At 59.6% G+C, this 1,271-nt stretch carries 1 protein-coding gene; it reads right to left on the reverse strand.

The window, feature by feature from the left end:
* Positions 1–18 precede the first annotated feature (18 nt).
* A protein-coding gene (locus AC3WWH_RS34760; RefSeq protein ID WP_089046335.1) for an IS3 family transposase occupies positions 19–1,208 on the reverse strand; the annotation gives its coding sequence in 2 pieces (ribosomal slippage) (positions 19–956 and positions 956–1,208; 1,191 coding nt in all).
* Positions 1,209–1,271: the final 63 nt, after the last annotated feature.

Here is a 1,271-nt window from a genome sequence, read left to right on the forward strand (position 1 = left end):
TGACCTGCCACGGAACTTTCACCCAGCAGCGACTAGAGCCCCGGCGGTTCTGAATACGCCAAGTGGCGCGGTGTGAGCAACCGGCGGAAGCGCGAAGCTTTCATCTTGCGCAGCGTTGGAGCCGGTTGCGGCGATGGTCCCGGCAAAGTCTGCCGGGGTTTTGTATCCGAGCGATGAGTGAGGCCGGAAATGGTTGTAATCGTCCGCCCATTCAGCAATGGCGCTACGGGCATGATCGAGGCCGAAGAACAGGCTTTCATTGAGCAACTCGTCGCGCATCCGACCGTTGAAACTCTCGACATAGCCGTTCTGCATCGGCTTTCCCGGCGCGATGTAGTGCCACTCGACCTTGTGATCCTTCGACCAGGCAAGGATGGCATTCGACGTTAGTTCGGTGCCGTTGTCGGAGACAATCATTCCTGGCTTGCCGCGTCGTTCGATCAGCGTCGTCAGTTCTCGGGCGACACGTCGACCGGAGATGGATGTGTCCGGGATCGCCGCCAGGCATTCGCGCGTCACATCATCGACAATGTTGAGGACGCGGAAGCGTCGGCCGCAGGCAAACTGGTCATGCACGAAGTCCAGCGACCAGCGGGCATTGGCCTTCGCCTCGACCAGGATCGGCGCACGCGTGCCGACCGCACGCCGCCGGGCTTTGCGCTTGCGAACGGAAAGACCTTCCTCGCGATAGAGCCGGTAGATGCGATTGACGCCGGACGGCTCTCCGTCCCGCCGAAGCAGGACGAACAGTCGCCGGTATCCGAAACGCCGTCGCTCATTGGCGAGGTCGCGCAGCTTCGCCCGCAATTCTACCTCCGGCGGTCGGCAGGACCGATATCGCACCATCTTCCGATCCGCAGATATAATCTGGCAGGCCCGCCGTTCCGAAAGACCCATGACGGTCTTCAGATGCGCGACGGCGTCGCGTTTGGCGGCAGGCCCTACCATTTTTTTGCAAGAAGCTCGCGAAGTGCGGCTGCATCCAGCATCTGTTCGGCCAACAGCTTCTTCAGTCTCGCGTTCTCGTCTTCAAGCGCCTTCAGCCGCTTCGCCTCGGAGACTTCCATGCCGCCGTATTTGGCTTTCCAATTATAAAACGTTGCTTCTGAAATTCCGTGCTTGCGGCAGAGGTCGGCCACCTTCGCGCCAGCCTCCTGCTCCTTCAGCACCGCAATAATCTGCTCTTCCGTAAATCTCTGCTTCTTCATTCGTCCGTCCTTTAATGGGCCGGACTCTAATCCAATCTGGAGGAAATTCGCAGTGGCAGGTCA

It is taken from the genome of Ensifer sp. EB106-03-01-XG145, from assembly GCF_058792075.1.